The organism is Lutimonas vermicola (assembly GCF_038433205.1).
Classification (GTDB): Bacteria; Bacteroidota; Bacteroidia; order Flavobacteriales; family Flavobacteriaceae; genus Lutimonas; species Lutimonas vermicola.
The window spans coordinates 1,420,801-1,442,128 of the sequence record NZ_JBCDNA010000001.1 but is presented as its reverse complement, the minus strand read 5'-3'; the positions used below and the strand labels follow the sequence as shown (position 1 = coordinate 1,442,128).

Annotated in this window: 34 protein-coding genes; 32 read left to right on the top strand and 2 right to left on the bottom strand. The window is 37.4% G+C overall.

The annotated features are described in order from the left end of the window. Positions 1-7: 7 nt before the first annotated feature. On the bottom strand, positions 8-2,014 hold the full coding sequence (locus AABB81_RS06465; RefSeq protein ID WP_342159378.1) for a SusC/RagA family TonB-linked outer membrane protein: 2,007 nt from the start codon (positions 2,012-2,014) through the stop codon (positions 8-10). A 157-nt stretch (positions 2,015-2,171) separates the two neighbouring features. Next, positions 2,172-3,899 carry a POTRA domain-containing protein gene (locus AABB81_RS06460; protein WP_342159377.1) on the bottom strand — a complete coding sequence of 576 codons (1,728 nt, stop codon included), beginning with the start codon at positions 3,897-3,899 and terminating at the stop codon, positions 2,172-2,174. A 262-nt stretch (positions 3,900-4,161) separates the two neighbouring features. Between AABB81_RS06460 and rpsL the strand changes: the two genes are divergently transcribed. The 32 genes from rpsL (at position 4,162) to rplQ (ending at position 21,260) form a co-directional block, all read left to right on the top strand. Next, positions 4,162-4,536: a 30S ribosomal protein S12 gene (gene rpsL, locus AABB81_RS06455; RefSeq protein WP_224926486.1), complete on the top strand. Its 375-nt coding sequence runs from the start codon at positions 4,162-4,164 to the stop codon at positions 4,534-4,536. Positions 4,537-4,561: 25 nt separating this feature from the next. Continuing rightward, positions 4,562-5,038, top strand: a complete 477-nt coding sequence (rpsG, locus tag AABB81_RS06450; RefSeq protein ID WP_342159375.1) for a 30S ribosomal protein S7 — start codon at positions 4,562-4,564, stop codon at positions 5,036-5,038. A 12-nt stretch (positions 5,039-5,050) separates the two neighbouring features. Next, a complete protein-coding gene (gene fusA / locus AABB81_RS06445) occupies positions 5,051-7,174 on the top strand; it encodes an elongation factor G (protein ID WP_342159374.1) in 2,124 nt (707 codons plus the stop codon). Positions 7,175-7,193: 19 nt separating this feature from the next. Further along, a complete protein-coding gene (rpsJ, locus tag AABB81_RS06440) occupies positions 7,194-7,499 on the top strand; it encodes a 30S ribosomal protein S10 (protein WP_342159373.1) in 306 nt (101 codons plus the stop codon). 155 nt (positions 7,500-7,654) lie between these two features. Beyond that, a complete protein-coding gene (rplC, locus tag AABB81_RS06435; RefSeq protein WP_342159372.1) occupies positions 7,655-8,269 on the top strand; it encodes a 50S ribosomal protein L3 in 615 nt (204 codons plus the stop codon). Then, positions 8,269-8,898, top strand: a complete 630-nt coding sequence (gene rplD, locus AABB81_RS06430; protein ID WP_342159371.1) for a 50S ribosomal protein L4 — start codon at positions 8,269-8,271, stop codon at positions 8,896-8,898. The genes rplC and rplD overlap by 1 nt, the downstream gene beginning before the upstream one ends. Before the next feature lie 5 nt (positions 8,899-8,903). Further along, positions 8,904-9,194: a 50S ribosomal protein L23 gene (gene rplW / locus AABB81_RS06425; protein WP_342159370.1), complete on the top strand. Its 291-nt coding sequence runs from the start codon at positions 8,904-8,906 to the stop codon at positions 9,192-9,194. Positions 9,195-9,203: 9 nt separating this feature from the next. After that, positions 9,204-10,028 (top strand): 50S ribosomal protein L2, encoded by an 825-nt coding sequence (gene rplB, locus AABB81_RS06420; RefSeq protein ID WP_342159369.1) that lies wholly within the window; start codon positions 9,204-9,206, stop codon positions 10,026-10,028. 13 nt (positions 10,029-10,041) lie between these two features. Further along, positions 10,042-10,320 (top strand): 30S ribosomal protein S19, encoded by a 279-nt coding sequence (gene rpsS, locus AABB81_RS06415; protein WP_342159368.1) that lies wholly within the window; start codon positions 10,042-10,044, stop codon positions 10,318-10,320. A 6-nt stretch (positions 10,321-10,326) separates the two neighbouring features. Beyond that, entirely contained in the window at positions 10,327-10,731 is a 405-nt protein-coding gene (gene rplV, locus AABB81_RS06410; RefSeq protein WP_342159367.1) for a 50S ribosomal protein L22, read from the top strand. Positions 10,732-10,738: 7 nt separating this feature from the next. Further along, positions 10,739-11,455, top strand: a complete 717-nt coding sequence (gene rpsC, locus AABB81_RS06405) for a 30S ribosomal protein S3 (protein ID WP_342159366.1) — start codon at positions 10,739-10,741, stop codon at positions 11,453-11,455. A gap of 19 nt (positions 11,456-11,474) precedes the next feature. Beyond that, positions 11,475-11,903 (top strand): 50S ribosomal protein L16, encoded by a 429-nt coding sequence (gene rplP / locus AABB81_RS06400; protein ID WP_342159365.1) that lies wholly within the window; start codon positions 11,475-11,477, stop codon positions 11,901-11,903. A gap of 64 nt (positions 11,904-11,967) precedes the next feature. Beyond that, on the top strand, positions 11,968-12,159 hold the full coding sequence (rpmC, locus tag AABB81_RS06395; protein ID WP_342159364.1) for a 50S ribosomal protein L29: 192 nt from the start codon (positions 11,968-11,970) through the stop codon (positions 12,157-12,159). A 19-nt stretch (positions 12,160-12,178) separates the two neighbouring features. Then, positions 12,179-12,436, top strand: a complete 258-nt coding sequence (gene rpsQ, locus AABB81_RS06390; protein WP_342159362.1) for a 30S ribosomal protein S17 — start codon at positions 12,179-12,181, stop codon at positions 12,434-12,436. Positions 12,437-12,438: 2 nt separating this feature from the next. After that, positions 12,439-12,810: a 50S ribosomal protein L14 gene (rplN, locus tag AABB81_RS06385; protein WP_342159361.1), complete on the top strand. Its 372-nt coding sequence runs from the start codon at positions 12,439-12,441 to the stop codon at positions 12,808-12,810. An 11-nt stretch (positions 12,811-12,821) separates the two neighbouring features. Continuing rightward, on the top strand, positions 12,822-13,130 hold the full coding sequence (gene rplX / locus AABB81_RS06380) for a 50S ribosomal protein L24 (protein ID WP_342159360.1): 309 nt from the start codon (positions 12,822-12,824) through the stop codon (positions 13,128-13,130). 2 nt (positions 13,131-13,132) lie between these two features. Next, the gene (gene rplE, locus AABB81_RS06375) at positions 13,133-13,684 is read left to right on the top strand and encodes a 50S ribosomal protein L5 (protein WP_342159359.1); all 552 of its coding nucleotides are present in this window, start codon (positions 13,133-13,135) and stop codon (positions 13,682-13,684) included. Positions 13,685-13,688: 4 nt separating this feature from the next. Next, positions 13,689-13,958, top strand: a complete 270-nt coding sequence (rpsN, locus tag AABB81_RS06370; RefSeq protein WP_302045033.1) for a 30S ribosomal protein S14 — start codon at positions 13,689-13,691, stop codon at positions 13,956-13,958. 69 nt (positions 13,959-14,027) lie between these two features. After that, complete coding sequence (gene rpsH / locus AABB81_RS06365; RefSeq protein ID WP_342159356.1) at positions 14,028-14,426, top strand: 30S ribosomal protein S8; 399 nt, start codon at positions 14,028-14,030, stop codon at positions 14,424-14,426. A gap of 12 nt (positions 14,427-14,438) precedes the next feature. After that, positions 14,439-14,981 (top strand): 50S ribosomal protein L6, encoded by a 543-nt coding sequence (rplF, locus tag AABB81_RS06360; RefSeq protein WP_342159355.1) that lies wholly within the window; start codon positions 14,439-14,441, stop codon positions 14,979-14,981. A 12-nt stretch (positions 14,982-14,993) separates the two neighbouring features. Further along, positions 14,994-15,344 (top strand): 50S ribosomal protein L18, encoded by a 351-nt coding sequence (gene rplR, locus AABB81_RS06355; RefSeq protein ID WP_342159354.1) that lies wholly within the window; start codon positions 14,994-14,996, stop codon positions 15,342-15,344. Positions 15,345-15,353: 9 nt separating this feature from the next. Further along, entirely contained in the window at positions 15,354-15,878 is a 525-nt protein-coding gene (gene rpsE, locus AABB81_RS06350) for a 30S ribosomal protein S5 (RefSeq protein WP_342159353.1), read from the top strand. A gap of 9 nt (positions 15,879-15,887) precedes the next feature. Beyond that, the gene (gene rpmD, locus AABB81_RS06345) at positions 15,888-16,070 is read left to right on the top strand and encodes a 50S ribosomal protein L30 (protein WP_342159352.1); all 183 of its coding nucleotides are present in this window, start codon (positions 15,888-15,890) and stop codon (positions 16,068-16,070) included. A gap of 12 nt (positions 16,071-16,082) precedes the next feature. Further along, positions 16,083-16,532, top strand: coding sequence for a 50S ribosomal protein L15 (gene rplO, locus AABB81_RS06340; RefSeq protein ID WP_342159351.1), 450 nt, complete (start codon positions 16,083-16,085; stop codon positions 16,530-16,532). A gap of 13 nt (positions 16,533-16,545) precedes the next feature. Then, positions 16,546-17,880 (top strand): preprotein translocase subunit SecY, encoded by a 1,335-nt coding sequence (secY, locus tag AABB81_RS06335; RefSeq protein WP_342159350.1) that lies wholly within the window; start codon positions 16,546-16,548, stop codon positions 17,878-17,880. Positions 17,881-17,882: 2 nt separating this feature from the next. Further along, the gene (infA, locus tag AABB81_RS06330; RefSeq protein WP_342159349.1) at positions 17,883-18,098 is read left to right on the top strand and encodes a translation initiation factor IF-1; all 216 of its coding nucleotides are present in this window, start codon (positions 17,883-17,885) and stop codon (positions 18,096-18,098) included. Between the two features lie 13 nt (positions 18,099-18,111). Next, positions 18,112-18,228: a type B 50S ribosomal protein L36 gene (ykgO, locus tag AABB81_RS06325; protein WP_114676954.1), complete on the top strand. Its 117-nt coding sequence runs from the start codon at positions 18,112-18,114 to the stop codon at positions 18,226-18,228. Positions 18,229-18,230: 2 nt separating this feature from the next. Then, complete coding sequence (gene rpsM / locus AABB81_RS06320) at positions 18,231-18,605, top strand: 30S ribosomal protein S13 (RefSeq protein WP_342159346.1); 375 nt, start codon at positions 18,231-18,233, stop codon at positions 18,603-18,605. 11 nt (positions 18,606-18,616) lie between these two features. Beyond that, positions 18,617-19,009, top strand: a complete 393-nt coding sequence (rpsK, locus tag AABB81_RS06315; protein ID WP_290289405.1) for a 30S ribosomal protein S11 — start codon at positions 18,617-18,619, stop codon at positions 19,007-19,009. A 77-nt stretch (positions 19,010-19,086) separates the two neighbouring features. Continuing rightward, positions 19,087-19,692, top strand: a complete 606-nt coding sequence (rpsD, locus tag AABB81_RS06310; RefSeq protein WP_342159344.1) for a 30S ribosomal protein S4 — start codon at positions 19,087-19,089, stop codon at positions 19,690-19,692. Positions 19,693-19,715: 23 nt separating this feature from the next. Next, complete coding sequence (locus tag AABB81_RS06305; RefSeq protein WP_342159343.1) at positions 19,716-20,708, top strand: DNA-directed RNA polymerase subunit alpha; 993 nt, start codon at positions 19,716-19,718, stop codon at positions 20,706-20,708. A gap of 42 nt (positions 20,709-20,750) precedes the next feature. Continuing rightward, positions 20,751-21,260 carry a 50S ribosomal protein L17 gene (gene rplQ, locus AABB81_RS06300; protein ID WP_342159341.1) on the top strand — a complete coding sequence of 170 codons (510 nt, stop codon included), beginning with the start codon at positions 20,751-20,753 and terminating at the stop codon, positions 21,258-21,260. Positions 21,261-21,328 lie beyond the last annotated feature (68 nt).

Here is a 21,328-nt window from a genome sequence, read left to right as displayed (position 1 = left end):
ATCCTGATTAATAATCATAGGTATTATTATCTGAAGGTAAATTAGAAGAAACATCTCTTCTGTAAGAACCTTCTAAATATAATAAGTTGTTCCATCCCAGCGAAGCATTCGCATAGTAACCATCGATTCCTGAATAATATTGATATTCAGCAGGTGCCAATAATGAACTGGCTGAATTGCTAAGAGAATACAAACGTGGTACATTTAATCCACCATTTGTGCTCGCTCTGATATTTGAATAATTGATTCTGTTGATGTTTGTTCCAATAACACCGTTCAAAGATAATTTATCCCAGGTTTTGTTGAAATTCAACATCAAATCATAGTTGTTTTCCATAAAACGTTCGTTAAAACGAGTGTAATTCGGAACGTCTACTGAACCAATAGCAATACGCTCTTCTTGAATACTGCTGTAATTATCCATAGTAACCCTACCCATAATTCCTAACCAATCATTGATCTGGTAGTTTAAAGTAACGTTTCCATTAAGACGGTCTCTCACATCATTTTGGAAATTCTCATAACGAGTCCAATAAGGGTTATCAGTATAAATAGGAGTTCTGTTTGTCAATGGATCATTTGCATTCCAAGTAATGTTTTTTCTTGTAGCAAAATAAGCCGCTTCCTGATCCTTGAAATCAACGTTAGCCTGATTCCATTGTCTCATTGATTGTAAAGGGTTTTGAGAATCATAACCTGTTCCATAACGTCCTTTACCAGCCGTATTTGTATAATTTGCTCTTACACTGGCTGTGAATTTTTCAGTCAATTTAAGGCTACCATTGAAAGAAATAGTATTTCTTCTAATTTGACTGTTAGGTAAAATACCTTGTTGGTCTAAATTTGTATAACCTAATCTGAAATCACCTTTTTCATTCGCTCCGTTAAGGTCAATACTATTAAACATAGTAACACCTGTTTTGAAGAATGTAGTTGGGTCGTTTTCAGCAGCTACCCATGGTCTTGGTACTAAATAAGTATCTTCTAGTTCAGGATACCAGGAGTCCCATTGGTAAACCAATAAGTTTTCATCGAATACAGCACCAAAAGAAGCATCTTCTGTAGATGGAGTCGTTAATTCAAGAATACCATCACCATTTAAATCTCTTTCAAAGAAACCACCATCGCTTGGCCCACCTGCATCGTAATAATAGTCAGAATAACCAGCACCGTATTCTTTTTGATAACGGTTAAAAGTATCAGGGTTAAAAACGTTCATCGTTACAGCTGAGTTAATCGTCACACCGATCGCTTTGGTTCCGTGATCTTTACCTTTTTTAGTCGTAATCAAGATTACACCGTTAGCCGCTCTGGATCCGTATAGTGCAGTTGCACCACCACCTTTAAGAACGTTTACCGATTCGATGTCATCAGGGTTCAAATCCTGAGCAGCGTTACCGTAGTCATAACCACCTCTACCAGTTGTCTGATCTGAAGTGTTGTTGTTAATGTTACTAATCGGCACACCGTCAATTACGAACAACGCCTGGTTGCTGTTAAACATCGAGGAATAACCCCTGATAACAACGTTGGTTGATCCACCCATAGTACCACTCGCTTTAACATCAACACCAGAAGTCTTACCTTGTAAAGAGTTAACGAAGTTAGGATCTTTAACCGTGTTGATTGCTTCTCCACCTACTTCCTGAGTAGCATAACCTAATGATTTTTTCTCTCTTTCAATACCCAAAGCTGTTACCACAACTTCATCCAGGGTGTTTTCTTGAGAGACCATCGTTACATTGATTGAACTTTCTGCTCCAACTGTTCTTTTCACAGTAGTCATCCCTACGAAACTGAAGCGAAGTACATCACCGCTGCTAGCTTCAATAGAAAAATTACCGTCAAAATCAGTCTCAGTACCAGAAGTGGTACCTTCAATCAAAACACTAACACCTGGTAATGCGCCGGTTTCGTCCGACACTGTACCCGTGATAGTTCTTTCTTGTGCAAAAGATACTTGCACTACAAACGCTAGTAAAAGCGTCAAAATTCCACTTAACTTTGTTTTCATTATATAAATTATTTGAATTAATTTGAGCCAAAAATCTTAATAAAAAGTTAATATACCAAGTTTTTAACATAAAAATTTTAAAAAAAGGTTAATGCTTTGTTAATAAGAATGGCATTTCTATCTATAGGATGTAAAAAAAAATATAGGTTGCGTTGACTCAGAATTTACTCACGATTTTAATGTGCACCTTGGAATTATCAAAAGTGAATGGGCTGTTTTCAAATTTCCCGATGGCATAACTAAGGTTTAAGATACCTGCTTTTGTTTGAAAAGCATAACCCAGGCCAAAGCTTAAAACATTCGTATTTTGGCTGATGAGTTCATTCTTTGAAAAGGAATAATCGGTAATGGTATAAAAGTAACTTGAAAGATTGGGTTTGAAACGATACTCTAAATTAAAAACGGTATACGACGAAGCAAAGATACTTTCTTCATTCACCCCTCTCAGATTGTAAATGCCTCCGAACCTGAACAATTCATTTTCAAAATAATTATCAGAATCCAAAAGGCCACTCACGTTTTGAAGAAAGATATAATTCTTTCGATTGATCGGATACAGGTAACTTGTGTGGAACATAAATTTAGTTTGGCTGACACTTTCCTGTTCATTGCTTCGAGATCCGAACATGGCACTGAACCTTACATCAAACCGAACCGGGAAAAGCGCATCGGCTGTTAGGATCTTATAAGTGTAAGACAAACCCCAAAACAGATTCGAATACGACCCTATGCCGGCAGTGTTTCCATTGGTTAGGTCATTCGAGTTTTCGGTATTGATATTTGCAGTAATTTGGCCTTTACCTATAATGCTATACAATAAGCTGAAATTGGCTTTTACATTATTAAAGGTAGAATCCTGCCTGTAGAGTTCAAAGTTTATTTTTGGACTTAGCGGGAGATTAAAGATATAGGGCAATTCCGTTTCGAGATAAAAGCGCTGTCTGTTTTGACCGTTATTCTTCCAGAAAAGTGCAATTGTTTCTCCACTGTTAAAGATATTGTTTATAGAAAGGTCGAGATAGCCATTGAATTCAAGTCCATTTTCTTCTTCTTTTGAAGCAAATCCAACAATACCATCAAACTCATTCGACCTTTTTTTGCTGAGATACAGATAAATGATTGTGGAGTCATTGGTGAAAAGAACTTCCGGAGGTTTTAATTCCTCTGCAAAAAGCAGGTTATTTACGGCCCTGGATGCCATTTCTAATTTTTCACTGTTAAAAACAGTACCGCGCTTGAGCCCTAGTTCATGATCAATATAATTTTTTGGGAAATTGTCGTATCCTCTGATAATTACTTTATCAACATGACGAACGATGTTCTGATCTAGTCGTAGAATTGCTCTTGCATCTTGTTTGTCAAGTTCAATTTGCTCGAGAGATGCCATCACGAAAGAATTGCCTTTATTTTCAAAAAGGCTCACCAGTGCATTCATAAAGGCCGGAATTTCTGTAAAAGGAATCCTGATCCGCGAACTGTCTACTTCTTTAGAAATCGAGTTCAGGTCTTTTTCACTGAGCAGCAGCTTTGAAATATGACCGTAGTAAATATTGATAAATTCTAATTTTTCTCCCGGATCGAGAAAGGCTGTATAAACAGAATCCGTTTGCACAACGCTGTCAATAGTAGCGTTGAGGTAACCTTTTAACTCAATTTGTTTCAAGTGCGAATTCAGTTCAACGGCAACCGAATCTTTTGTAATGATGTTTTTCTGAAAAGCCAAAGGCCTTGCAAACTCCTCGGGATCGTTTGGGTTTGTTCTGATTTCAAGCTTATAACCCTGAGCCAGAACACACGAGACTTGTACAAAAAAAAATAGTATATATATATATGGTGTAAACTTGCTGTTCAAAAGCCTTTGAATTTGACGGTAAATATCTGTCAATTTTAGCGATTTACAAATAAGTACCACTTCAATATTTAGGACCTTGCCATATGGAAAAGAAATGATGGTTTAATTGTAAAATGGCTTTCGACGGGTATGGGTAGTGGCTATGGGATGGCTTTGATTTAATGCTTCTGATTTTGAATGTTGAGATAAAGCTAAAAAAATCAATAATTTATAGTTTGAATAACGAGAAAAAAGTCCTACATTTGCAAACTCTTAAAAAACAGAGTGAACTAAAATTAAAATTTTATAAAATAGAATGCCAACTATTCAACAATTAGTACGAAAAGGAAGGACCAAAACAACCAAGAAGAATAAATCGGCTGCTTTGAATTCATGTCCCCAACGTCGTGGAGTTTGTACGCGAGTTTACACTACTACACCAAAGAAACCAAATTCAGCAATGAGAAAAGTTGCCAGGGTAAGGTTAACTAACGGTAATGAGGTGAACGCTTACATCCCGGGAGAAGGACATAATTTACAAGAACACTCGATAGTATTGGTTAGAGGTGGAAGAGTAAAAGATTTACCTGGTGTTAAATATCACATTGTTCGTGGTGCTTTGGACACAGCAGGAGTAGAGGGAAGGACTCAGCGTCGTTCCAAATACGGAACCAAACGTCCAAAGAAATAATTTATAAGCTTTAATGTAAGGAACAATGAGAAAAAGAGTTTCAAAGAAAAGGATCCTTTTACCGGATCCAAAATTTAACGATCAGATGGTTACAAGGTTTGTAAACAACCTGATGTTGGATGGTAAAAAATCGGTTGCATTTAAAGTTTTTTATGATGCAATGGAGATAGTTGAAGAGAAAAAACAAGATGAAGAGAAGTCTGCTGTGGAATTATGGAAAGAGGCTTTGTCGAATGTAATGCCTCACGTGGAAGTAAGAAGCAGAAGGGTTGGTGGTGCAACATTCCAGATCCCAATGCCTATTAGAGCAGACAGGAAAATTTCTATGGCCATTAAGTGGATGATTCTTTATGCCAGAAAGAGAAATGAAAAAAGTATGTCTCAAAGACTTGCCGGTGAAGTACTTGCCGCAGTGAAGGAAGAAGGAGCAGCTGTTAAGAAGAGGATGGATGTACATAAAATGGCGGATGCGAATAAAGCATTCTCTCATTTCAGATTTTAATAAAAATATAGAATGGCAAGAGATTTAAAATTAACTAGAAATATTGGGATTGCTGCGCACATTGATGCCGGTAAAACCACTACTACTGAAAGAATTCTATATTATACAGGAGTTTCTCACAAGATAGGTGAAGTACATGATGGCGCTGCCACTATGGACTGGATGGAGCAGGAGCAGGAAAGGGGTATTACCATTACTTCAGCTGCAACAACCTGTACCTGGCAGTTTCCAACTGAAAACGGAGTTCCGACTCCAGATGCTCAAGGGTATCACTTTAATATTATTGACACTCCTGGTCACGTTGATTTTACAGTTGAGGTAAACCGTTCGTTAAGAGTACTTGATGGATTGGTTTTTCTTTTTAGTGCAGTTGATGGCGTTGAGCCTCAATCTGAAACTAACTGGAGATTGGCTGACAATTACAAAGTACCCAGAATCGGATTTGTCAACAAAATGGACAGACAGGGGGCAGACTTTTTAAAAGTATGTACGCAGGTAAAAGAAATGTTAGGTTCCAATGCGGTTCCTATTGTTCTTCCTATTGGTGATGAGATTGATTTTAAAGGGATCGTTGATTTAGTCAAGAACAGGGCAATCGTATGGAATGAAGAATCATTTGGTTCTACTTTCGACGTCATTGAGATTCCTGAAGAATTGAAGGAAGAGACTGCAAAGTACAGGGCTATGCTTATCGAAGAGGTAGCATCTTATGATGAAAACCTTTTGGAGAAATTCATGGAGGATGAAGATTCAATTACTGAGGAAGAAGTACACAATGCTTTAAGAGCTGCCGTCATGGATATGGCGATCATCCCAATGATTTGTGGTTCTGCTTTTAAAAATAAAGGTGTTCAGTTTTTATTGGATGGTGTTTGCAGATACTTGCCTTCACCAATGGATAAAGAAGCGATTATTGGTATCAATCCTGTTACTGAGAAAGAGGTGTCAAGAAAACCTTCTGTAAATGAGCCGTTTGCTGCACTTGCCTTTAAAATTGCTACCGATCCATTTGTAGGTAGATTGGCTTTTTTCAGAACCTATTCGGGTCGTTTAGACGCGGGATCTTATATTTTGAATAACAGATCAGGTAAAAAAGAAAGGATTTCACGTATCTATCAGATGCATTCCAATAAACAGAATTCAGTTGATTTTATTGAAGCAGGTGATATTGGTGCGGCAGTTGGATTTAAGGATATCAAGACCGGTGACACAATGTCTGCGCTAGATGCGCCTATAGTACTGGAAAGCATGGATTTCCCAGATCCTGTAATCGGTGTTGCTGTCGAGCCTAAAACTAAAGCTGATGTTGATAAATTAGGAATGGGGCTGGCCAAATTGGCTGAAGAAGATCCAACGTTCCAGGTTAGAACTGATGAATCATCGGGACAAACGATCATATCAGGTATGGGTGAATTACACCTTGAGATTTTGATCGATCGTTTGAAGAGAGAATTCAAAGTTGAGGTGAATGAAGGTGAGCCTCAGGTAGAATACAAAGAAGCGATTACTAAATCTGCTGAACACAGGGAAGTTTATAAGAAACAGTCAGGTGGTCGTGGTAAGTTTGCTGATATTATTTTTGAGATGGGACCAGCAGATGAAGATTTCGAAGGAACCGGATTGCAATTCAATAATGTGATCAAAGGTGGTAATATTCCTAAAGAGTATGTGCCTTCTGTTCAAAAAGGATTTGAAATGGCGATGAAGAACGGTCCTTTGGCCGGTTATGAAATGGATACCATGAAGATCACTTTAAAAGATGGATCTTTCCACCCAGTGGATTCTGATGCACTTTCTTTTGAATTGGCAGCAAAGATGGGATACAAGTCTGCGGCAAAGGCTGCCGGAGCGGTTATCCTTGAGCCTATCATGAAATTAGAGGTTGTTACCCCTGAAGAAAATATGGGTGATATCGTTGGTGATTTAAACAGAAGAAGAGGCCAGGTTAATGCCATGGATGACAGAGCTGGAGCAAAAGTTGTAAAAGCACATGTTCCTTTATCAGAAATGTTCGGTTATGTTACCACATTAAGAACGTTATCATCAGGTAGGGCTACATCTACAATGGAATTTTCTCATTATGAGAAAACTCCGGCCAATGTATCAGAAGAGGTGATCAAAAAAGCACAAGGTTAAGCTACTAAAACGAGATAAAATGAGTCAGAAAATTAGAATAAAATTAAAGTCTTACGATCACAATTTAGTAGATAAATCTGCTGAGAAGATTGTAAAAACAGTAAAGAATACCGGAGCTGTTGTCAATGGCCCGATTCCTTTACCAACACGTAAAAAGATTTTTACAGTATTGCGTTCTCCACACGTAAACAAAAAGTCAAGAGAGCAGTTTCAATTGAGTGCTTTCAAAAGAATTTTGGACATCTACAGTTCTTCATCAAAAACAATTGATGCTTTGATGAAACTTGAGTTGCCAAGTGGTGTGGAAGTAGAGATCAAAGTATAATTAAAAGGATCAGTATGATCCAAAACTGAAAGGGGATCTTTCAGTTACTTGTCCTGAGCGATTGACGAGGGAAAAACGGAAAAAATAGATTCAGGGTTGAAGATATTTTGACCCTGTTTTTTTAGATAAGAGAAATAATAATTAAATAATAGAAAATGTCTGGGTTAATAGGAAAAAAAATTGGAATGACCAGTATTTATGACGAGAATGGAAAGAATATTCCATGTACCGTTATCCAAGCTGGTCCTTGTGTAGTTACCCAAGTCAGAACCAAAGAGGTTGACGGGTACGAAGCCTTGCAACTTGGTTTCGATGACAAAGCAGAAAAGCAGTCTAACAAGGCGCTTAATGGTCATTTTAAAAAGGCCGGTACAACTGCTAAAAGACGTGTCGTTGAATTTCAAGGATTTGAGCAAGATTTAAAATTGGGTGATCAGGTTTTAGTTGATCACTTTGAAGAAGGTGAATTTGTAGATGTATCAGGTACATCCAAAGGAAAGGGTTTTCAAGGGGTGGTAAAACGTCATGGTTTTGCAGGTTCCGAAAGAACTCACGGTCAGCAAAGTATGAACAGAGCTCCTGGTTCTGTTGGTGCGGCGTCTTATCCTGCCAGAATTTTTAAAGGCATGAAAATGGCTGGAAGAATGGGTGGAGATAAAGTGAAAGTTCAAAACCTGAGAGTTTTAAAAGTGGTAAAGGATAAAAATCTTTTAGTAGTAAAAGGTGCTGTTCCTGGTCATAAAAATTCATATGTAATTATTCAGAAATAATGAAAGTAGCTGTTATAGATATCAACGGGAAAAAGACCGGAAGAAATGTTGAGCTTTCGGAGGCTGTTTTTGGTATTGAACCAAATGACCACGCGATTTATTTAGATGTTAAGCAGCATTTAGCAAATAGGCGCCAGGGTACACACAAAGCGAAAGAAAGAGCTGATATTGTTGGAAGTACCCGAAAGATCAAAAAACAAAAGGGAACCGGTACTGCAAGGGCTGGTAGTATTAAATCTCCATTATTCAGAGGAGGAGGAAGAGCTTTTGGTCCAAGACCCAGAAGTTATTCGTTTAAATTGAATAAAGGTTTGAAAAAATTAGCACGTCAATCAGCGCTTTCAGTTAAGGCAAAAGAGGATAATATCCTTGTTATTGAAAAATTTGATTTCGAAGCACCAAAGACAAAAGCTTTTACAGATATTTTAAAAGCCCTTGAGTTGGAAAACAAAAAATCTTTGTTTGTGTTGGACAGGTCAAATAATAATGTATATTTGTCATCACGAAATTTAAAAAGAGTGAATGTCGTAAATGGTTCAGAATTAAGTACTTACACAGTGCTAAACGCAAATAAAGTAATTATTTCTGAAGCGTGTTTGGAAGAAATTGAATCTAATTTTAGCAAATAAGGGTCATGAGTATATTGATAAAACCTATTATTACGGAAAAGGCAACCGACCTGAGCGAGTTGAATAACTGCTTTAGTTTTGTTGTGAGAAAAACGGCTAATAAGATAGAAGTTAAGGAAGCTGTAGAAAATACTTATGGCGTTACTGTGGAAAATGTAAGAACCTTGAATTATCCTGTAAAGCGAAGTACGAAGTACACGAAAAAAGGATTGGTTTCAAGTGTGAAAGGTGCATATAAAAAAGCCGTCGTGCAGTTAGCAGAAGGTGAGAACATTGATTTTTATAGCAATATCTAAGATAAGAAGATGGGATTAAGAAAATTAAAACCGATAACTCCAGGACAACGATTTAAAGTTGTTACGGATTTTGATGTTGTAACGACAGATAAACCTGAAAAAAGTCTTTTGGCACCGATCAAAAGATCCGGAGGTAGAAACAGTGAAGGAAAAATGACCATGCGATTCTTAGGAGGTGGTCATAAAAGAAGATACCGTGTTATAGATTTCAAAAGAAATAAAGATGGTGTTCCTGCAACCGTAAAGAGCATTGAATACGATCCGAACAGGACGGCATATATCGCTTTGTTGAATTATGTAGATGGAGAAAAGAGATATGTCGTTGCTCAAAACGGTTTAAAAGTAGGACAGGAAGTAATGTCTGGTGAAAAAGTGACTCCGGAAATTGGAAACACGATGCTTTTGAGCAATATACCCCTTGGAACTGTTATTTCATGTATTGAATTACGTCCGGGACAAGGAGCTGTGATCGCGAGAAGTGCAGGTACATTTGCACAGTTAATGGCGAGAGAAGGAAAATATGCAACGATCAAATTGCCTTCAGGGGAAATCAGAATGATTCTTCTTACATGTAAGGCTACTATCGGTGTAGTATCTAATTCTGATCATCAGTTGACCGTATCCGGAAAGGCTGGTAGAAGCAGATGGTTAGGAAGACGTCCAAGAACACGTCCTGTAGCGATGAACCCTGTCGATCACCCAATGGGTGGTGGTGAAGGTAGAGCTTCAGGTGGACATCCAAGATCTAAGAATGGTATTCCTGCAAAAGGATTTAAAACACGTTCTAAGACTAAGGCTAGTAATAAGCAAATCGTTGAACGTAGAAAAAAATAATTAGTTAGAAAGTATGGCACGTTCGTTAAAAAAAGGACCCTATGTTTTTCACGCTTTAGAGAAAAAAGTGCAAAAAAATATAGACGCAGGAAAGAAATCAGTAATTAAAACTTGGTCAAGAGCATCTATGATCACACCGGATTTTGTGGGTCAGACCATTGGTGTGCATAATGGCCGTCAATTTGTACCGGTATACATTACTGAAAATATGGTAGGTCATAAATTAGGTGAATTTTCTCCAACACGTTCCTTTAGAGGACATGCAGGAGCAAGAAATAAAGGTAAAAAATAGTAGGTTATGGGAGTTCGAAAAAAGTTAAGAGCCAATCAACTCAAAGAAGCGCGAAAGAGCACTTACGTTGCTAAGCTTAATGGTTGTCCTACATCTCCAAGAAAGATGCGTTTGGTTGCAGATTTGATTAGAGGAGTTGAAGTTGAAAAAGCACTTCAAATCTTAAAATTCAATCCAAAAGAGGCATCAATCAATCTTGAAAAGTTAATGTTATCAGCAATCGCCAACTGGCAGGCTAAGAATGAAGAGGAAAGCATTGAAGATGCCGGCCTTTTTGTGAAGGAGATTTATGTTGACAGTGCATCGATGTTGAAAAGGCTGCGTACTGCACCTCAGGGTAGAGCGCACAGGATCAGAAAACGTTCAAACCATGTAACCATGGTTTTAGGAACTAATAATTTAAGCAACTAATTTAAGCATGGGACAGAAGACAAATCCAATAGGAAATCGTTTAGGAATCATCAGAGGATGGGAATCTAACTGGTACGGTGGAAATGACTATGGAGACAAAATTGCTGAAGACAGCAAGATCCGTAAATATATCCATGCTAGATTATTTAAAGCAAGTGTTTCACGTGTGATTATTGAGCGTACGCTTAAACTTGTAACCGTTACTATCACTACTGCAAGGCCTGGTATCATTATTGGGAAAGGTGGACAAGAGGTAGACAAGTTAAAAGAGGAACTCAAAAAGATCACCGGGAAGGAAGTACAGATTAATATCTTTGAAATTAAGCGTCCGGAACTAGATGCGAAGTTGGTAGCAGCCAGTATTGCCCGTCAGATAGAGAACAGAATCTCTTACAGACGTGCCATTAAAATGGGTATTGCGGCAACTATGCGTATGAATGCCGAAGGTATTAAAGTACAAATTTCAGGTCGTTTAAACGGTGCTGAAATGGCTAGATCTGAGTCTTATAAAGAAGGAAGAATTCCACTTTCTACTTTTAGAGCAGATATAGATTATGCCTTGGAAGAAGCGAGTACTACTTATGGAAAGATAGGTGTGAAAGTTTGGATTATGAAAGGTGAGGTTTTTGGAAGGAGAGAATTATCTCCATTAGTTGGACTTTCTAAGAAAGGTAAAACCGGTGGTGGTGGTAAAGGGCCAGGTAGGAATAAATCTCGTAGATAAATTTTTTAAGACGTAGAAAATGTTACAACCAAAAAGAGTAAAATATCGTAAAGTACAGAAAGCCAAGGGGAACATGAAGGGGAATTCCCAAAGAGGCCACCAGCTTTCAAATGGTATGTTCGGTATTAAATCATTAGAGCAGAATTTACTTACCTCTCGTCAAATCGAAGCAGCAAGGGTTGCCGCGACAAGATATATGAAAAGACAGGGGAGTTTATGGATTAAGATTTTTCCGGACAAGCCGATTACCAAAAAACCACTTGAGGTTCGTATGGGTAAAGGTAAAGGAGCCCCTGAATATTTTGTAGCAGTGGTGAAACCAGGAAGAATTATGTTTGAAGTAGGAGGTGTACCGATTGAAGTTGCCAGAGAGGCATTACGCCTTGCAGCTCAGAAGTTACCTGTAAAAACGAAATTTGTGGTAGCAAGAGATTTTGACAACGCTTAATTTTTAATCATATGAAATCCTTTAAACAGGAGGATGGCATTGAATTAAATTAAACAAAGAACACATGAAACAATCAGAAATTAAAGAATTATCAGTAGAAGAGCTGCAGGAAAAGTTAGCCATATTCAAAAAGAATTATACTGATTTAAAACTTGCTCATGCCATTTCTCCTTTGGAAACGCCATTGCAATTAAGAAATGTGCGTAGAACGGTTGCAAGAATTGCCACAGAATTAACTAATAGAGAATTACAATAATTGTAATTGATTTGAAGAGATGGAAAAAAGAAATCTTAGAAAAGAAAGAATAGGAGTAGTTTCAAGTAGCAAAATGGAGAAATCCATAGTTGTATCTGAAGTGAAACGAGTAAAGCATCCGATGTATGGTAAGTTCGTATTGAACACCAAAAAGTATGTGGCGCATGATGAGAACAACGATTGTAACGAAGGGGATAAAGTGAGAATCATGGAGACACGTCCTTTGAGTAAATCAAAACGTTGGAGATTAGTAGAAATCTTAGAAAGAGCTAAATAATTATGTTACAGCAAGAATCAAGATTAACAGTAGCGGATAATACCGGAGCTAAAGAAGCTCTAGTTATTCGAGTGCTAGGTGGAACAAAGAAACGTTACGCTTCAGTAGGGGATAAAATTGTAGTTGCGGTTAAACAAGCAACTCCAAACGGAACAGCTAAAAAAGGTCAGGTATCTAAAGCGGTTGTTATCAGAACTAAGAAAGAAGTCAGACGTAAGGATGGATCTTATATCCGTTTTGATGATAATGCCTGTGTGTTATTAGACTCTACTTCCGGAGAAATGAGAGGAACCCGTGTATTTGGTCCTGTTGCGAGAGAACTTCGTGAAAAGCAATTCATGAAAATTGTATCATTGGCACCTGAAGTGCTTTAATTTATAGAAATATGACAAAGCTAAAAATTAAAACAGGAGACACCGTAAAGGTAATGGCCGGTGATCATAAAGGAGAAGAAGGAAAAGTTGTGAAGATTTTCAGAGATAAGAATCGCGCAATCGTAGAAGGTGTGAATATGATTTCAAAACACGCCAAACCAAGTGCTGAGAACCCTCAGGGGGGTATTGTAAAAAAAGAAGCTTCTTTACATATTTCAAACCTTATGTTGGTTGAAAATGGAACAACTACAAAAGTTGGATACCGTATGGAAGGAGATAAAAAAGTTAGGTTTTCAAAAAAATCTAAAGAAGTATTATAGTTATGGAAAATATGCCAAGACTTAAAAAGGACTACAACGACAGAATTATTTCTGCATTGACTGAAGAATTTGGTTACAAAAATGTAATGCAGGTTCCAAAATTGGAGAAAATAGTGATCAGTAAGGGCGTTGGTGCTGCTATAGCAGATAAAAAATTGATTGAATATGCAGTGGATGAATTGACTCAGATTACCGGTCAGAGAGCTGTATCAACAATTTCAAAAAAGGATATTGCAACATTCAAGTTGCGTAAAGGGATGCCAATTGGTGCCAAAGTAACTTTACGCAAGAACAGGATGTATGAATTTTTAGACAGGCTGGTTACCGCTTCTTTACCTCGGGTAAGAGATTTTAAAGGAGTAAAAGCCACTGGTTTTGACGGAAGAGGAAATTATAATTTGGGTATTACCGAACAAATTATTTTTCCGGAAATCAATATTGACAAAGTAAACAAAATTGGTGGTATGGATATCACTTTTGTAACAACTGCCAGTACTGATAAAGAGGCAAAATCATTATTACACGAATTAGGGGTACCATTTAAAAAGAATTAATAAGATGGCAAAAGAATCAATGAAAGCTCGTGAAGTGAAAAGAGCTAAAACTGTTGCAAAATACGCTGAAAAAAGAAAGGCTCTTAAGGAGGCTGGTGATTATGACGCTTTGCAAAAATTACCAAAGAACGCTTCGCCTATCCGCATGCACAACAGATGTAAATTGACTGGGCGTCCAAAAGGATATATGCGTCAATTTGGAATTTCACGTGTTACTTTTCGCGAAATGGCGAATCAAGGATTGATCCCTGGTGTAAAAAAAGCTAGTTGGTAGAATCATTAATTGGTTTCAGGTTTGATTGAACAATAAACAATCGAAAACCAAAACCGTAAATATTTATATATGTATACAGATCCAATCGCAGATTATCTAACAAGAATTAGAAATGCTGCAAGTGCTGGCCACAGAGTTGTGGAAATTCCGGCATCGAACTTAAAAAAGGAAATGACCAAGATCTTGTTTGATCAAGGTTATATCTTAAGTTATAAGTTCATTGATAACAAAGTTCAGGACATTATTAAGATTGCTTTAAAGTATGACAAAGATACTAAGCAACCCGTGATCAAGAACATTCAAAGAGTGAGTACACCTGGTTTAAGAAAATATGCCGGTTCTGATGAAATGCCAAGAATATTGAACGGATTGGGAATTGCCATCGTTTCTACTTCAAAAGGTGTGATGACGAACAAGAAAGCGCGTCAGGAGAATGTTGGTGGAGAGGTTTTATGTTTCGTTTATTAAAAGATAGGTAAGATGTCAAGAATAGGAAAAAACCCAATATCGATTCCGGAAGGAGTTACTGTTGAAATAAAGGACAATGTTGTTACTGCCAAAGGTAAACTAGGTGAGTTAACACAGGAAATACAAGATATTGCGATACATATTGAGGATGGTACCATTACATTGGACAGACCATCTGAGACAAATAATCACAAATCTAAGCACGGGCTGTACAGAGCTTTAATCAACAATATGATTCTTGGAGTTTCTGAGGGATGGACCAAGGAATTGGAATTGGTTGGAGTTGGTTACAGAGCTTCAAACCAAGGACAGAAACTGGATCTGGCTTTAGGATTTTCTCATAATATTGTATTAGATGTTGCTCAGGAAGTTAAAGTAGAGACAGTGTCTGAAAAAGGAAAAAATCCAATAATTAAATTAACTTCTTATGACAAGCAATTGGTTGGTCAGGTAGCAGCGAAAATTCGTTCGTTCCGTGCACCAGAGCCTTATAAAGGAAAAGGAGTTAAGTATGTAGGAGAACAATTAAGAAGAAAAGCGGGTAAAACTGCATAATATATAAAGGTTATGGCATTAACAAAACTTCAAAGAAGACACCGTATCAAGAATAGAATCAGAAAGGTTGTTTCAGGAACTGCGGCAAAACCTAGATTATCAGTTTTTAGAAGCAATAAAGGAATTTCCGCTCAATTAATTGATGACGTTGCAGGAATTACCTTAGTAGCTACTTCATCTGCAGCATTGAAAGATGCTAAGGGAACCAAGATTGAGGTTGCAGCAGCAGTAGGTAAAGCATTGGCTGAAAAAGCAGCTAAGGCTGGAATTGAAAACGCAGCTTTTGATAGAAATGGTTATTTATACCATGGTAGAGTAAAAGCCCTAGCAGATGGTGCTAGAGAAGGAGGTTTAAAATTTTAAGATTATTCCATGTACAAAAAATATAATAACGTAGAAAGAGTAAAACCAAGCGGACTTGAGCTTAAGGATCACTTGGTAGGAGTTCAAAGAGTTACCAAAGTAACCAAAGGGGGAAGGACTTTTAGTTTTTCAGCCATTGTGGTTGTTGGAAATGGTGATGGAGTAGTTGGTCATGGATTGGGTAAATCTCAGGATGTAGCTTCAGCTATTGCAAAAGCTATCGAGGATGCTAAAAAGAATTTGGTAAGAATACCTATTATCAACCAGACTTTGCCACATGAGCAAAAAGGGAAATACGGTGGTGCCAAAGTATTTTTGAAGCCAGCTTCTCACGGTACCGGTGTAATTGCCGGTGGTGCTGTAAGAGCGGTATTGGAATCGGTTGGTGTACACGATGTACTTTCTAAATCTCAAGGGTCTTCAAATCCTCACAATGTGGTAAAGGCAACATTTGATGCCTTATTGAATCTTAGAGATGCATATACTGTTGCCAAACAAAGAGGCATTTCAGTATCAAAAGTGTTTAACGGTTAATTTTTAGCGATGAAAAGAATTAGAGTAAAACAAGTACGCAGTCAAATCAGACGTCCTAAAAATCAAAAGTTAACGCTGGAAGCTTTAGGATTGCGCAAAATGAATCAGGTAGTGGAGCACGATGCAACACCGACGATTCTGGGAATGGTAAAAACAGTTAATCATTTAATTTCTGTAGAGGAAATCAATTAAGATAGAAAGGTTATGGAATTAAATAACTTAAAACCTGCAAAGGGATCCGTAAAAACGGGTAAACGAATCGGTAGAGGTGAAGGGTCTGGAAAAGGCGGTACTGCTACTAGAGGTCATAAAGGACAAAAATCTCGTTCTGGATATTCCAGAAAGATCGGGTTTGAAGGTGGTCAAATGCCTCTTCAAAGACGTGTGCCTAAATTCGGTTTTAAAAATATCAACCGCAAGGAGTTTAAGGGTGTAAATTTAGATACCCTGCAACAATTGGTTGATGATGGAAAAATCAAAGATACAGTGTCTTTAGAAATATTGATGGCAAATGGCCTGGTAGGCAAGAATGACCTGGTAAAAATATTGGGAAGAGGAGAGTTAAAAGCTAAATTGAATATCACTGTACATAAATTTACTGCTTCGGCTAAAACAGCTATTGAAAAAGCGGGAGGTGAAGCTGTAACTATTTAATGAGAAAAATTAAATGAAAAAGTTTATTAGTACTGTCCAGGATATTTGGAAAATCGAAGAACTAAGAAGTAAAATCCTTCTGACATTAAGTTTAATGGTTGTTTACCGTTTGGCTGCGCAGGTGCCTCTTCCAGGCATCGATCCAACGCAGTTGACCGGATTGGCCAATAATACTTCAGATGGTTTGCTGGGCTTGTTAAACGCATTTACCGGAGGAGCTTTTGCAAAGGCCTCGGTGATGGCTTTAGGGATCATGCCTTATATTTCTGCTTCGATTGTTGTTCAGTTGATGGGAATCGCGGTTCCTTATTTACAGAAGTTACAAAAAGAAGGTGAAAGCGGACGGAAGAAAATAAATCAGATTACGCGTTGGTTGACCATCGCTATTTTGATTATTCAGGCACCAACGTATTTGATAAGTTTGCCGAGTTTGGGTATACCGGAAAGTGCATTTTTATTAGGAACTGGTCCGTTGTTTTATTTTTCTTCCATTCTTTTACTTACCACAGGTACAGTATTTGCCATGTGGTTAGGTGAAAAAATTACCGATAAAGGAATAGGTAACGGTATTTCATTACTGATCATGATTGGAATTATAGCTCGTTTCCCTGCATCATTTATGCAAGAGGCTACTTCGAGAATCAATCAGTCAAACGGAGGTTTGATCATGATCTTGATTGAGATTGTCATCTGGTTTGTTGTAATCTTTGCAAGTGTCCTATTAGTCACTGCGGTACGCAAAATCCAGGTTCAATACGCGAGAAGAACGGTAGCTGGAAATATTCAAGATGTAGCGGGTGCCAGACAATATATTCCTTTGAAGTTAAATTCATCCGGAGTAATGCCAATCATCTTTGCTCAGGCGTTGATGTTTGTTCCTGGCTTGATGGCGAGTTCTGAGAACTCGGTAATCAAATCTATAGGAGTGGCGTTTACAGATATTTTCGGATTATGGTATAATATTTTATTTGCAGTTTTGATCATTATATTTAGTTATTTTTACACTGCAATTACAATACCGACAAATAAAATGGCTGACGATCTTAAGAGAGGTGGTGGTTTTGTTCCCGGGATCAGACCCGGAAAGGAAACTGCGGATTACCTGGATACGATTTTATCTCGTGTTACCCTTCCGGGCTCTTTATTTTTAGCCTTGCTGGCCATACTTCCTGCAATCATTACGAAAGCTGGAGTACAACCGGGATGGGCTATATTTTACGGAGGTACATCACTATTGATCATGGTGGGAGTTGCAATTGATACCTTACAACAGATTAATGCCCATTTGTTAAATCGTCATTACGATGGTTTGATGAAATCAGGGTCAAAAAGAAAAGTAGCTTATTAATTATGGCAAAACAACCAGCGATTGAACAAGACGGTAGAATAATAGAGGCATTATCAAATGCTATGTTCCGTGTGGAATTGGAAAACGGACATATTGTAACCGCTCATATATCTGGAAAAATGAGAATGCATTATATTAAATTGCTACCGGGAGATAAGGTGAAATTAGAAATGAGTCCTTACGATTTAACGAAGGCAAGAATTACTTATAGATATTAAAGAATAACACGAGATGAAAGTAAGAGCATCAGTAAAGAAAAGAAGTGCCGACTGCGTCATAGTTCGCAGAAAGGGCAGATTATATGTAATCAACAAAAAGAATCCTAGATTTAAACAAAGACAAGGATAATTATGGCAAGAATAGCAGGTATTGACATCCCAAAGAATAAAAGAGGCGTTATCGCATTAACCTACATCTTTGGAATCGGAAGAAGTAAGTCTAAAGAAATTTTAGCAAACGCAGAAGTTGATGAGAACATCAAAGTTCAGGATTGGACTGATGATCAAATCGCCAATATTCGTGGTGAAGTTGGAAAATTGACTATTGAAGGTGAATTGAGATCTGAAGTGCAAATAAGCATCAAGCGTTTAATGGATATTGGATGTTACAGAGGGATCAGACACAGATCTGGTCTTCCATTAAGAGGGCAAAGAACTAAGAATAATTCAAGAACCCGTAAAGGAAAGAGAAAAACTGTAGCAGGTAAAAAGAAAGCAACTAAATAATAGTTAACAACATGGCAAAGTCAAGTTCAAAAAACGTAAAGAAGCGTAAAGTTATCGTGGACGCTGTTGGAGAAGCGCATATCACTGCATCTTTCAACAATATCATTATCTCTTTGACAAACAAGAAAGGTGATGTTATTTCCTGGTCAAGTGCAGGTAAGCAGGGTTTCAGAGGGTCTAAAAAGAATACTCCATATGCTGCTCAGACTGCATCTGAAGATTGTGCGAAAGTTGCACATGAAGCAGGATTAAGAAAAGTAAAAGTATATGTTAAAGGACCTGGTAATGGTAGAGAATCTGCCATCAGAACCTTACACAATAATGGGATCGAAGTTACTGAGATCATAGATGTAACGCCAATCGCCCACAACGGATGCAGACCTCCGAAAAGAAGAAGAGTTTAATAAATTTTTTTAATAACTGAGGATAAAGATTATCGAAGGACTGCCTTAATTCATAATCCCTTATATAAAAACAAAAGATGGCAAGATATACAGGACCAAAATCAAAAATCGCTCGTAAGTTTGGAGAACCAATCTTCGGGGATGACAAAGCGTTAGAAAAAAGAAATTACCCTCCAGGGCAACACGGAGCCAATAAAAGAAGAGGGAAACAATCTGAATATGCTGTTCAGTTGAAAGAGAAGCAAAAAGCAAAATATACTTATGGTATTTTGGAACGTCAGTTCAGAAATCTTTTTGAAAGATCGCAGAGAAGCAAAGGTATTACTGGTGAAGTGCTGCTACAATTATGTGAATCACGTTTGGATAATGTGGTATACAGATTGGGTATAGCACCGTCTAGAAGCGGAGCGCGCCAGTTGGTGTCACACAGGCACATTACTGTTAATGGCGAGATCGTGAATATCCCTTCTTTCTCTTTAAAAGAAGGAGATTCAGTGGGTGTGAGAGAAAAATCAAAGTCTTTAACAACCATCGAAAGTTCTTTAGCAAATAAATCGAATGTGTATGAGTGGTTATCCTGGAATCAGGAGACCATGGAAGGAAGATTTGTTACTGTTCCTGAAAGAATTCAAATTCCAGAAAACATTAACGAACAGTTTATCGTTGAATTATACTCTAAATAATCTTTAAAGATAGTAACAAACTTATGGCTATATTAAATTTTCAGAAACCGGATAAAGTATTGATGATTGAATCTACAGATTTCAATGGTAGATTTGAATTTAAACCTTTAGAGCCTGGTTACGGATTAACAGTTGGTAACGCCTTGAGAAGAGTGTTGTTATCTTCTTTAGACGGATATGCAATTACTTCATTGAGAATTGAAGGAGTTGAGCATGAATTTTCAACAATAGAAGGAGTTGTAGAGGATGTAACGGAAATCATTCTTAATTTGAAACAAATGCGTTTCAAACAACAGATTGAAGAAACCGACAATGAAACGGTTATGTTATCTGTTACAGGCAAGGAACAATTGACTGCCGGAGATTTTCAAAACTATATTTCAGGTTTTCAGGTATTAAATCCAGAATTGGTTATTTGCCGAATGGAGCCTAAAGTTAAAATAGATTTGGAAATTGCTATTGAAAAAGGTAGAGGATTTGTCCTGGCTGAGGAGAATAAAAAAGTATCGGCTCCTTTAGGAACGATTTTTATCGATTCAATTTATACTCCGATTAAAAATGTAAAATATGCGGTTGAAAACTTCCGTGTTGAGCAAAAGACCGATTATGAAAAATTGGTTTTTGATATCATCACCGATGGTTCAATTACACCTAAGGATGCTTTGACTGAAGCGGCGAAAATATTGATTCACCACTTTATGTTGTTCTCTGATGAAAGAATTACCCTTGAGGCAGATGAAATTGCTAAAACTGAAACCTATGATGAAGAATCTCTTCATATGAGACAATTGCTCAAAACGCGATTGATCGATATGGATCTTTCAGTAAGAGCATTGAATTGTTTGAAAGCTGCTGAGGTTGATACTTTAGGAGACCTGGTTTCTTTTAACAAAAGTGATTTGATGAAGTTTAGAAACTTCGGTAAAAAGTCACTAACGGAGTTGGATGAACTGGTAAACAACAAAGGATTGACCTTTGGTATGGATTTAACAAAATACAAATTAGATAAGGAGTAAATTTGTTATTTAGATAACAAATTTTAAATAGTCAAGTGAAAGATGAGACACGGAAAGAAAATTAATCATTTAAGTAGAAAAACGGCGCATAGAAAAGCTATGTTGGCAAATATGGCTTGTTCATTAATTGAACACAAGCGTATCAATACAACTGTTGCTAAAGCAAAAGCCTTGCGTCAATATGTTGAACCGCTAATTACTAAATCAAAAAATGATACCACGCATAACAGGAGAATCGTTTTTAGTAATTTGAAAGATAAGTATGCAGTATCTGAATTGTTCAGGGATGTAGCTGTAAAAGTTGGAGACAGGCCAGGTGGTTATGTCAGAATCATCAAATTGGGAAATCGTCAGGGAGATAATGCTTCTATGGCAATGGTGGAACTGGTTGATTACAACGAGATTTACAATCCTAAGGCTAAGAAGAAAAAGGCAACAAGAAGAAGAGGTGGTAAAAAATCCGCTGAAGCAACTGTGGCTTCTGAAACTGCAGTAGAGGAGAAAATTGAAGAACCAAAATCACAAGATGCTGAAAATAAAGATGAAGCATAAATTCGATTTTTGTTTTTAAAACCATAAAAGGATGGGCTAATTTTTAGCTTATCCTTTTTTTTTGGATA

Coding starts and splice junctions, on each gene's coding strand:
- AABB81_RS06465 (WP_342159378.1), bottom strand. CDS start 2,014: ATGAAAACAAAGTTAAGTGGAATTTTGACGCTTTTACTAGCGTTTGTA.
- rpsL (WP_224926486.1), top strand. CDS start 4,162: ATGCCAACTATTCAACAATTAGTACGAAAAGGAAGGACCAAAACAACC.
- rpsG (WP_342159375.1), top strand. CDS start 4,562: ATGAGAAAAAGAGTTTCAAAGAAAAGGATCCTTTTACCGGATCCAAAA.
- fusA (WP_342159374.1), top strand. CDS start 5,051: ATGGCAAGAGATTTAAAATTAACTAGAAATATTGGGATTGCTGCGCAC.
- rpsJ (WP_342159373.1), top strand. CDS start 7,194: ATGAGTCAGAAAATTAGAATAAAATTAAAGTCTTACGATCACAATTTA.
- rplC (WP_342159372.1), top strand. CDS start 7,655: ATGTCTGGGTTAATAGGAAAAAAAATTGGAATGACCAGTATTTATGAC.
- rplD (WP_342159371.1), top strand. CDS start 8,269: ATGAAAGTAGCTGTTATAGATATCAACGGGAAAAAGACCGGAAGAAAT.
- rplW (WP_342159370.1), top strand. CDS start 8,904: ATGAGTATATTGATAAAACCTATTATTACGGAAAAGGCAACCGACCTG.
- rplB (WP_342159369.1), top strand. CDS start 9,204: ATGGGATTAAGAAAATTAAAACCGATAACTCCAGGACAACGATTTAAA.
- rpsS (WP_342159368.1), top strand. CDS start 10,042: ATGGCACGTTCGTTAAAAAAAGGACCCTATGTTTTTCACGCTTTAGAG.
- rplV (WP_342159367.1), top strand. CDS start 10,327: ATGGGAGTTCGAAAAAAGTTAAGAGCCAATCAACTCAAAGAAGCGCGA.
- rpsC (WP_342159366.1), top strand. CDS start 10,739: ATGGGACAGAAGACAAATCCAATAGGAAATCGTTTAGGAATCATCAGA.
- rplP (WP_342159365.1), top strand. CDS start 11,475: ATGTTACAACCAAAAAGAGTAAAATATCGTAAAGTACAGAAAGCCAAG.
- rpmC (WP_342159364.1), top strand. CDS start 11,968: ATGAAACAATCAGAAATTAAAGAATTATCAGTAGAAGAGCTGCAGGAA.
- rpsQ (WP_342159362.1), top strand. CDS start 12,179: ATGGAAAAAAGAAATCTTAGAAAAGAAAGAATAGGAGTAGTTTCAAGT.
- rplN (WP_342159361.1), top strand. CDS start 12,439: ATGTTACAGCAAGAATCAAGATTAACAGTAGCGGATAATACCGGAGCT.
- rplX (WP_342159360.1), top strand. CDS start 12,822: ATGACAAAGCTAAAAATTAAAACAGGAGACACCGTAAAGGTAATGGCC.
- rplE (WP_342159359.1), top strand. CDS start 13,133: ATGGAAAATATGCCAAGACTTAAAAAGGACTACAACGACAGAATTATT.
- rpsN (WP_302045033.1), top strand. CDS start 13,689: ATGGCAAAAGAATCAATGAAAGCTCGTGAAGTGAAAAGAGCTAAAACT.
- rpsH (WP_342159356.1), top strand. CDS start 14,028: ATGTATACAGATCCAATCGCAGATTATCTAACAAGAATTAGAAATGCT.
- rplF (WP_342159355.1), top strand. CDS start 14,439: ATGTCAAGAATAGGAAAAAACCCAATATCGATTCCGGAAGGAGTTACT.
- rplR (WP_342159354.1), top strand. CDS start 14,994: ATGGCATTAACAAAACTTCAAAGAAGACACCGTATCAAGAATAGAATC.
- rpsE (WP_342159353.1), top strand. CDS start 15,354: ATGTACAAAAAATATAATAACGTAGAAAGAGTAAAACCAAGCGGACTT.
- rpmD (WP_342159352.1), top strand. CDS start 15,888: ATGAAAAGAATTAGAGTAAAACAAGTACGCAGTCAAATCAGACGTCCT.
- rplO (WP_342159351.1), top strand. CDS start 16,083: ATGGAATTAAATAACTTAAAACCTGCAAAGGGATCCGTAAAAACGGGT.
- secY (WP_342159350.1), top strand. CDS start 16,546: ATGAAAAAGTTTATTAGTACTGTCCAGGATATTTGGAAAATCGAAGAA.
- infA (WP_342159349.1), top strand. CDS start 17,883: ATGGCAAAACAACCAGCGATTGAACAAGACGGTAGAATAATAGAGGCA.
- ykgO (WP_114676954.1), top strand. CDS start 18,112: ATGAAAGTAAGAGCATCAGTAAAGAAAAGAAGTGCCGACTGCGTCATA.
- rpsM (WP_342159346.1), top strand. CDS start 18,231: ATGGCAAGAATAGCAGGTATTGACATCCCAAAGAATAAAAGAGGCGTT.
- rpsK (WP_290289405.1), top strand. CDS start 18,617: ATGGCAAAGTCAAGTTCAAAAAACGTAAAGAAGCGTAAAGTTATCGTG.
- rpsD (WP_342159344.1), top strand. CDS start 19,087: ATGGCAAGATATACAGGACCAAAATCAAAAATCGCTCGTAAGTTTGGA.
- AABB81_RS06305 (WP_342159343.1), top strand. CDS start 19,716: ATGGCTATATTAAATTTTCAGAAACCGGATAAAGTATTGATGATTGAA.
- rplQ (WP_342159341.1), top strand. CDS start 20,751: ATGAGACACGGAAAGAAAATTAATCATTTAAGTAGAAAAACGGCGCAT.